This window comes from Rummeliibacillus sp. POC4 (assembly GCF_003576525.1).
Classification (GTDB): Bacteria; Bacillota; Bacilli; order Bacillales_A; family Planococcaceae; genus Rummeliibacillus.
In genome coordinates this window covers 1-9,219 of record NZ_QWUA01000050.1, presented here as the reverse complement: position 1 = coordinate 9,219, position 9,219 = coordinate 1, and the positions used below count along the sequence as shown (strand labels likewise).

General features: G+C 36.8%; 8 protein-coding genes. 7 read left to right on the top strand and 1 reads right to left on the bottom strand.

Annotated features, from left to right (window positions below):
* The first annotated feature begins 118 nt into the window (after positions 1-118).
* Positions 119-2,311, top strand: coding sequence for a bifunctional metallophosphatase/5'-nucleotidase (locus tag D1606_RS12805; protein WP_199670751.1), 2,193 nt, complete (start codon positions 119-121; stop codon positions 2,309-2,311).
* A 123-nt stretch (positions 2,312-2,434) separates the two neighbouring features.
* Here D1606_RS12805 and D1606_RS18780 read toward each other — a convergent pair whose 3' ends face one another.
* Positions 2,435-2,572: a hypothetical protein gene (locus D1606_RS18780; protein ID WP_158582377.1), complete on the bottom strand. Its 138-nt coding sequence runs from the start codon at positions 2,570-2,572 to the stop codon at positions 2,435-2,437.
* Positions 2,573-3,180: 608 nt separating this feature from the next.
* Here D1606_RS18780 and D1606_RS12800 point away from each other — a divergent pair.
* Genes D1606_RS12800 through rbsB form a run of 6 tightly spaced genes read left to right on the top strand, consistent with a single transcriptional unit; the run spans position 3,181 to position 8,811 of the window.
* The gene (locus D1606_RS12800) at positions 3,181-4,155 is read left to right on the top strand and encodes a LacI family DNA-binding transcriptional regulator (RefSeq protein ID WP_119416407.1); all 975 of its coding nucleotides are present in this window, start codon (positions 3,181-3,183) and stop codon (positions 4,153-4,155) included.
* Positions 4,156-4,166: 11 nt separating this feature from the next.
* Complete coding sequence (rbsK, locus tag D1606_RS12795; protein WP_119416406.1) at positions 4,167-5,051, top strand: ribokinase; 885 nt, start codon at positions 4,167-4,169, stop codon at positions 5,049-5,051.
* Positions 5,048-5,440, top strand: coding sequence for a D-ribose pyranase (gene rbsD, locus D1606_RS12790; RefSeq protein ID WP_119416405.1), 393 nt, complete (start codon positions 5,048-5,050; stop codon positions 5,438-5,440). Before rbsK ends, rbsD begins: the two co-directional genes overlap by 4 nt.
* Positions 5,441-5,456: 16 nt before the next feature.
* On the top strand, positions 5,457-6,950 hold the full coding sequence (locus D1606_RS12785) for a sugar ABC transporter ATP-binding protein (RefSeq protein WP_119416404.1): 1,494 nt from the start codon (positions 5,457-5,459) through the stop codon (positions 6,948-6,950).
* Positions 6,937-7,872, top strand: a complete 936-nt coding sequence (gene rbsC, locus D1606_RS12780) for a ribose ABC transporter permease (RefSeq protein ID WP_199670750.1) — start codon at positions 6,937-6,939, stop codon at positions 7,870-7,872. Before D1606_RS12785 ends, rbsC begins: the two co-directional genes overlap by 14 nt.
* 15 nt (positions 7,873-7,887) lie before the next feature.
* Complete coding sequence (gene rbsB / locus D1606_RS12775) at positions 7,888-8,811, top strand: ribose ABC transporter substrate-binding protein RbsB (protein WP_119416402.1); 924 nt, start codon at positions 7,888-7,890, stop codon at positions 8,809-8,811.
* Positions 8,812-9,219: the final 408 nt, after the last annotated feature.

Sequence of the window (9,219 nt, the reverse complement as noted above, 5' to 3'; positions counted from 1 at the left end):
ACTATGTAAATAAATTCATAATATTATATTAATTTATAGATAAACTGGTTATTATTTTTTATAATAGTATATATTACTAAATTAGTAATAAATACTATAAAAGGGTGGATGGGAGAACATGTACAATCTGAAATTTGTAAAACCAGTAGCATCGCTTATATTGGGGAGTACGTTGCTAGTAGGAGCTGTTATTACAACGCCAGCAGATGTAAATGCTGCAGCAGACTATAAGATTTCAAATGGCAAACTTGTAAAAAAGTCAAATGGCAAGGTAGTTAAGGGGTATAAATTTTATAATAACAAGTTGTATAAGAATGGTAATTTATATACAGGGGTAAAGGGTAGTGTTTATTACAAAAACGGTAAAAAAGCAACAGGTAAATATAAAGGCATCTATTATGTAAAAGGAAAACCTTACACTGGTATTGGTAAGAAAACAGGAAAGCTATATGTAAAAGGAAAGTTGAATACTGTTCTTACATTATATAAAGATAAATTATATGATGGACCTTACTTAAACAAAGGATTGAATCTTTATAAAGGGAAGCTATATGATGGCGGAACTTTAAATAAGGGATTAGACCTTTACAAAGGAAAACTATATAACGGTTACAAATTAAACAAAGGCGTTGTTCAATACAAAGAACTTTGGTATAAAAACTCAATTCTTGCCAATGGCCTAATTAAAACACCAGACGGCAAAGAAATTAAAGTAGTGAACGGTAAGAGAGATGATTTCACAATTTCAGTTATGCATACAAATGATACACACGCACATTTAGATAATATTGCAAAAAGAACAACGGCTATTAAGCAATTTAGAGCTGAGAAGCCAAATTCGTTGTTACTAGATGCAGGGGATGTATTTAGTGGAACATTATATTTCAACGAATTTAAAGGACAAGCAGATCTTAAGTTTATGAATAATTTAGGTTATGATGCAATGACATTTGGAAATCATGAATTTGATTTAGGATCGAGCCCGGAAGGACATCAGGCGCTTGTCGATTTCATAGAGGGTGCCAATTTCCCATTTGTTAGCGCAAACGTTAACTTCTCAGGCGATGATAGATTTAAAGGGTTATTCACCGATTTGATATCTAGTGATCCGGAAAAAGGAAAGATTTATAACGGTATTATCAAAGAAATAGATGGCGAAAAAGTAGGGATTTTCGGTTTAACAACAGCCGAAACAAAGGATATCTCAAGCCCAGGTAGTGTTAAATTTGAAAATTATATCGAAGAAGCGAATAAGGCAGTAAAAGCATTTGAAGGAAAAGGCGTTGATAAAATTATAGCGCTAACGCATATTGGTTATGATGATAATCCAGCTGTGGATAATGATCAAATTTTAGCTGCATCAGTAGAAGGTATCGATTTAATCGTTGGTGGTCATAGCCATACGCAATTAGATAAACCTGTAGTTATTGAAAAAGACATTAAAGGTAAAGAAAAAGACCCAACAGTCATTGTACAAGCTTTTCAATATAGTGATTTTTTAGGTACAGTGGATGTTAAGTTTGATTTCAAAGGTAAAGTTGTTCAATCAGATGGTCAATTAGTAAAAGTATCTGATCAACAAGAAGATCCGGAAGCTGCTGCAATGCTAAAAGAATACTCTGAAAAGTTAAAGGAAATTACAAACAAATCAATCGGAGCAACTGCAGAAAGCGAACTGACAAATCCAAGGACTGATTCTGATGGGAAAGGCGTTAGTGTTCGAAATAGTGAAACAGCCTTAGGTAATATTATTACAGATGGCATGCTGGCAAAAGCTAAAAAGTACGATGAAAATATCATCATGGCTTTACAAAATGGTGGAGGTATTCGCGCAGGCATTCCAGCTGGAGATATTACAGTTGGCGAAGTCATCACTGTTCTACCATTTGGAAACACACTTGCTACGATGTCTGTAACAGGTGCAGAATTAAAATCAGCCTTTGAAATAAGCTTCAAATCATATCCAAGTGAAAATGGCGGTTTCTTGCATGTATCTGGAGGGAAAGTAGAATTTGACTCCACTAAGCCAGCGGGTGAACGAGTTGTTTCAATTGCATATAAAGATAAAGATGGAAATTTCACACCAATCCAAGATGATAAAACGTACAAAATTGCAACAAACGCCTTCACAGCAAAAGGTGGAGACGGCTTCACAATGTTTGCAAAAGCCTACTCTGAAGGTCGTGTAACAGACCTCGGTTTATCAGATTGGGAGAACCTGGCAGAACATTTAACAAACCTAAAAACAGTTAAACCTACTATAGAGGATAGGATTGTAGATATTAATAAAAAGATAGACTTTCTAAAATAGTTGGCTAGCACATCCCCTGTGTATCCGTGTGATACATGGGGCTTTTTTATGGATATCAAAAAATAGAACGAATATAAGCAACGAATATAAGCATATCTACTTGCATTACTAAATCGATTTAAGCTAATCTAGGAAAACAACTGTTGATATACCAAAATATAGGTTAAATCCATACGATTCAGAGTTCAATCCACGGAAAACAGCAATTAATCCACGCAACTCAGTGATCAATCCACGGAAAACAGCAATTAATCCACGCAACTCCAGCTCCAATCCACGCAATAAGGAATTGAATCCACGTTCCGAACAATTTAAGTCCTATTGCAAAACGAATCAAAGAAAAAATGCCCCCCTAGTTCGCGGCAAGAATATATGTTTAACAAATAATCAAACCCGCGACCAAAGTCTTTGAGAATCCAAAAAATGGATTGCAAATTTAATCCACGCAATACGAGGTCCAATCCACGCAATAAGAAATTGAATCCACGTTCCAAACAGTTTAAGTCTTAACGTACTCTCTCCTCACATAAGAAAACTTTTCAGGCAGTCTTTTAATAATAATAAGGAAGTTTTAATTCAATTAGTGAAATTACATCCAAATAGTATAGCCTATTTAAAAATCCTTACAAAAAATCCGATTAAGTATGAAATATATTACATAATAAGGTTATTCAATTTGTTCAATTTTTTACTAGAATTTCATAATAATAGCGTGTAATAAACTGTTTTTTTAATATAATTGTCCGAAATGAATATTTAGTATAACCTATTTCAATAATTGTGTTGACATATAAAATATTTTTCAGTATATTAATGTGTATTCGATTACATGTGTAATCGGTTACACAATGCTACAAAGGAGGAAAAGAATGGTTACCATTAAAGATGTAGGCAAGCATGCAGGCGTTTCGGTCGCTACAGTTTCTCGCTATTTAAATAGCAAAGGCTATGTAAGTGAAGATGCAAAACGAGCAATTGAAATGGCAATCATAGAATTAGATTATAAGCCTAATCAGCTTGCAAGATCTTTAAGTACAAAAAAGACCAATATCATTGGTTTGCTTGTACCTGACATTACCAATCCATTTTTCCCTGAACTAGCAAGAGCTGTAGAAGATACAGCTTATACAAATGGTTATACAGTTGTACTCTGTAATTCTGGTGAACAGAAAGATAGAGAAATACATTATATAGAGTCGCTTCAACAAAAGTACGCCGCAGGATTTATCGTGACGACCAATCAACTTGAAGCAGACTATTATCGTAAAATAAGTTTGCCGATTGTGGCACTTGATAGAAGACTTGATCCGGCTATTCCAACTGTCACAACAAATAATATAGATGGTGCAACAATTGCAACTGAATATTTAATAGCAAGAGGTTGTAAGCACATACTATGTGTGCGTGGACCTGTTGGACTCGATGTAGCGGAAGACCGATTTACTGGTTTTATGGAAACAATGAAGAATTACCCTAACATCTCTTCTGATATTATTACTAGTCAATTTGATTTTGATGAAGCAGAGAAAAAAGTATTTGACTACCTAAAAACACATGAATTCGTTGATGGTATTTTTGCATCAAGTGATGTTCTAGCAATTGGCGCTATGAAAGCTGCTCATTCGCTGGATGTTCAAATTCCTGGTGAACTTCAATTAGTAGGATTCGATGGCATCAGTATGGGGAAATTATTAACACCCGAATTGACAACGGTTGCACAAGATATATACAAGTTGGGCACTGCAGCAACAGAATTACTTATTCAAAAAATTGAAGGTCATGAAATAGAAAATAATTTGACGGAATTACCAGCAACACTTGTTATTAGAAGTTCGACAAAGTAAGGAGAGATTTGATGATTACTGTAATAGGAAGTATCAATATGGACTTAGTCGTTGATACAACTATTTTTCCTAAACAAGGTGAGACAGTTTTAGGAAACCTTTTTACAACAGTACCTGGTGGTAAAGGAGCAAACCAAGCTGTAGCAGTTGCAAGACTTGGTGGCGATTTACATATGGTTGGTGCAGTTGGTCAAGATAGTTTTGGCAAAGAGTTAACTAACAACTTAAAAGTTGAAGGTATTGACACACAATTTGTATATGCAACAGATGAAGCTGCGACTGGTATCGCGAATATATTACTTTACGAACAAGATAATCGTATTATTGTCGTTCCAGGCGCAAATGCATTGATCACTCCTAAAGAAATCGATGCTGCAAAATCTTTAATTGAAAAAAGTGAAATGGTCATTATGCAATTAGAAATTCCAGCAGACACCGTTCAATATGCATTGCAAGTTTGCAAAGATTTAAACGTACCCGTATTACTTAACCCTGCTCCAGCGGAATCTTTCAATCCTTCTTGGATGGACTTGGTAGATTACCTTACACCAAACGAAACGGAATGTGCGGATATTTTCTCTGAAGATGTGGAAAGCGCATTAGAAAAGTATCCAAATAAACTAATCGTCACATTAGGAAGCAATGGCGCTCGTTACTTTGATGGAAAAGAACATATTTTCATCGAAGGTTATAAAACAAAAGCTGTTGATACAACTGGAGCTGGCGATACATTTAATGGTGCATTAGCATATGCCGTAACAAATGGACAATCTCTAAAAGAAGCGGTTCGTTTTGCTAATATTGCTGCATCATTGTCCGTTGAAAAATTTGGCGCACAAGGCGGTATGCCAACATTACAAATGGTTGAAAATCGCCTAGGAGGACAAATAAAGTGAAAAAACATGGAATTTTAAATCGTGATTTAGCTGGTATTTTCGCGAAAATCGGTCACACAGATACGATTATGATTGCGGATTGTGGGTTACCTATTCCAGATGGCGTTCCTTGTGTAGACCTATCTTATACACTTGGAAAACCTAGTTTCTCAGATATTTTGGACGCAGTTTTAGATGACTTTAATGCAGAAAAGGCATGGATTGCAACAGAGATGAATGTGCAAAACCCAACATTACACAGTAGGGTAAGACAAGTAGTCAATGTTCCGATTGAAACTGTTAGCCATGAAGAGTTAAAACAACTTTCAGCTAAAGCAAAAGTAATTATCCGTACAGGAGAAGCAACACCGTTTGCAAATATTATTTTGCAATCAGGGGTCATATTTTAAAAGGTGGTGATACCAAATGATTGAAATGACAGGCATTGATAAAGCTTTTAGTGGCAATGTCGTGTTGAAAGATGTCCAATTCTCACTTGCAGATGGAGAAATCCATGCTTTGATGGGTGAAAACGGTGCTGGTAAGTCAACACTGATGAAAATCTTAACAGGGATTTACGGCCGTGATGCAGGTGTCATCAAAGTAGATGGACAAGAAGTAGACTTCAAATCCCCAAAAGAAGCAGAAGCTATGGGGATTGCAGTAATTCATCAAGAACTTAATATTCTACCGGATTTAACTGTTGCTGAAAACCTATTTTTGGGCAATGAAAAAACAGTAGGTATGGGTATTTTAAAAACAAAAGAGATGAATAGAGAAGCTAGTCGTATTTTAAAACAACTCGGATTAGATGTTGACGTCAAAACACCGGCTGGCCAATTATCTGTTGGGAAACAACAAATTATAGAAATTGCAAAAGCAATCGAGACACACGCAAAAGTCATTATAATGGATGAACCAACTGCTGCGTTAACAGATCGTGAAATCAAAACATTATTCAAAACGATTCGAAAATTACAATCACAAGGTGTTTCCTTTGTTTATATTTCTCACCGTATGGAAGAAATATTCGCCATCTGCGATCGTATTACCATCTTACGTGATGGCCAGTACATTGGTGTCCGTGTCATAAAAGAAACGAATTTTGATGAAATTGTTAAAATGATGGTTGGTCGTGAATTGGGAGATCGTTTCCCTGAACGCAACGCTTCAATTGGTGAAGTCAAGCTTGAAGTGAAAGGCCTTACAAGAAATGACTATTGCCAAGATATTAACTTCCAACTTAGAAAAGGCGAAGTTCTTGCATTAGCAGGTCTAATGGGTGCAGGCCGTACAGAGGTAGCTGAGGCACTATTTGGCTATCGCAAGATGAACAAAGGTGAAATCTTCATCGACGGTCAAAAAGTGAAAATTTCAAATCCAATTCAAGCGAAAAAACATGGTATTGGCTTTGTGACAGAAGACCGCAAATCAGAAGGTTTAGTCGTTGATTTTTCTATTAAGGATAATATTATGCTTACAAACTTGGACAAGGCTTCCAAAATGGGTGTTATTAATTCTAAAAAGGAATCAACCTTTGTTAATAACCTAATGAAAAAATTAGGAGTTCGTTCATCTGGTGCAATGCAAACCGCAAAATCATTAAGTGGTGGTAACCAACAAAAAGTTGTTATCGCAAAATGGTTGGGTGATGCCCCAGAAATTTTAATCCTAGATGAACCAACTCGTGGTGTCGATATCGGTGCCAAAAAGGAAATCTACCAAATTATTAATGACCTTGCTGAACAAGGTGTTGCAATTTTAATGATTTCATCAGAATTACCAGAAGTTATCGGCATGGCAGACAGAGTACTTGTTATGCATGAAGGTAAAATTACCGGTGAAGTATCAAAAGAAGAAATGACTCAAGAAAAAATTATGCATTACGCTACTGGAGGTGACAAAGTTGTCCAAATCTAAAGGTTTAGTTCAAAAACTTGGACCACTATTAGGGCTACTTTTAATAATCATCATTATCTCATTTATGAGCCCTAGCTTTTTAACAGCTACAAATATTTTCAATGTACTACGTCAAGTTTCAATTAGTGCATTAATCGCATTCGGGATGACATTTGTTATCTTAACAGGTGGTATAGATTTATCTGTTGGTTCCACACTAGCATTAACTGGTGCAATTAGTGCAGGATTACTTGCAGGTGGCATGGATCCATTTTTAGCCATGCTAATCGGTTTACTTTTAGGTGCAGTACTTGGCGCAGTAAACGGATTTATTATCGCAAAAGGGAAAGTTGCTCCTTTCATCGCAACTCTAGCTACAATGACAATCTACCGTGGGTTAACACTTGTTTATACAGATGGTAAACCAGTGTCTGGCTTAGGTGATTCACTTGCATTCCAAATGTTCGGGAAAGGTTACTTTTTAGGTATTCCTGTTCCTGTTATCACAATGCTAATCGCATTCCTAGTTCTTTACTTCATTTTACGTAAAACAACTTTTGGACGTCGTGTCTATGCAATTGGTGGTAACGAAGAAGCTTCACGTTTATCTGGTATTAATGTAGACCGTATTACAATTGCTGTTTATTCATTAACAGGTATGCTTGCAGCTCTATCAGCTTTAATCCTAACTTCTCGTCTTAACTCAGCTCAACCAACAGCTGGACAATCCTATGAACTTGATGCCATTGCAGCCGTAGTACTAGGTGGTACTTCTTTAACTGGTGGTCGCGGATGGATTTTCGGTACATTAGTTGGTGCGCTAATCATTGGTGTATTAAATAACGGTTTAAATCTTATCGGGGTATCTTCATTCTTCCAACAAGTTGTGAAGGGTGTTGTTATATTAATCGCGGTACTTATCGACCGCAAAAAAACAGCATAGGAGAGTTTGTTTACAATGAAAAAATTATCTTGGACTTTAGCTTTATCAGCTTCACTATTACTAGGCGCTTGCTCAATGTCACCAAATGGTGATAGTTCATCATCTGATAAAGCGGCAAAAAAATCTACAGATGATATGAAAATTGGTATGTCAATCTCAACATTAAATAACCCATTCTTTGTTACTTTATCTGATGGTGCAAAAGCAGAAGCAAAAAAAGAAAATGTTGATCTTACAGTAGTTGATGCACAAGACAACGCTTCTAAACAAGCTTCTGATGTAGAAGACTTAATCCAACAAGATGTTGACTTAATCATCATCAACCCAACAGATTCAGAAGCAGTTGCTTCAGCTGTTGAATCTGCAAACGATGCTAATATTCCAGTAATCACAGTTGACCGTTCTTCTGAAGGCGGCGAAGTAGTATCTCACATCGCGTCAGATAATGTTAAAGGTGGCGAAATGGCCGGCGAATACTTAAAAGAATTAGTTGGCGACGGTGCTAAAGTTGCTGAACTTGAAGGTGTTGCTGGTTCATCTGCAGCTCGTGACCGTGGTGAAGGTTTCCACAAAGTAGCTGACAAAGGCTTAAACGTTGTGAAAAAACAAACTGCAAACTTCAACCGTTCAGAAGGTTTATCTGTAATGGAAAATATCCTTCAATCTAACCCAGATATCAAAGGCGTTTTCGCTCACAATGACGAAATGGCTCTAGGTGCTCTTGAAGCAATCGAAGCATCAGGTAAAGACATCAAAGTTGTAGGCTTCGATGCTACTGACGATGCCCAAAAAGCAGTAAAAGCTGGTAAAATGGCTGCAACAATCGCTCAAAAACCAACTGAAATTGGTCAAATTGCATTAGACACAGCTGTAAAATCACTAAAAGGTGAAAAAGTTGCCAAATCAATCCCAGTCGATCTTGAATTGATCAAAAAATAATATCTCTACCATGCTAATCCCAGTCTCCCCATGAGGCTGGGATTTTTTTAGAGAGAGATGGGAATCCGAGTTGTGCAAAAGGGAGTCCGAGTTGTGCAAAAGAAGGAGCGAGTTGTGCAAAAGGGAATCCGAGTTGTGCAAAAGAGAGGGAGTTGTGCAAAAGAGAGCCTGAGTTGTGCAAAAGGGAATCCGAGTTGTGCAAAAGAGGATCTGAGTTGTGCAAAAGGGAATCCGAGTTGTGCAAAAGGAAGTGAGTTGTGCAAAAGGGAGTCCGAGTTGTGCAAAAGGGAATCCGAGTTGTGCAAAAGGAAGTGAGTTGTGCAAAAGGGAGTCCGAGTTGTGCAAAAGGAGGAGCGAGTTGTGCAAAAGGAAGTCTGAGTTGTGCAAAAGAGAGTGAGTTGTGCAAAA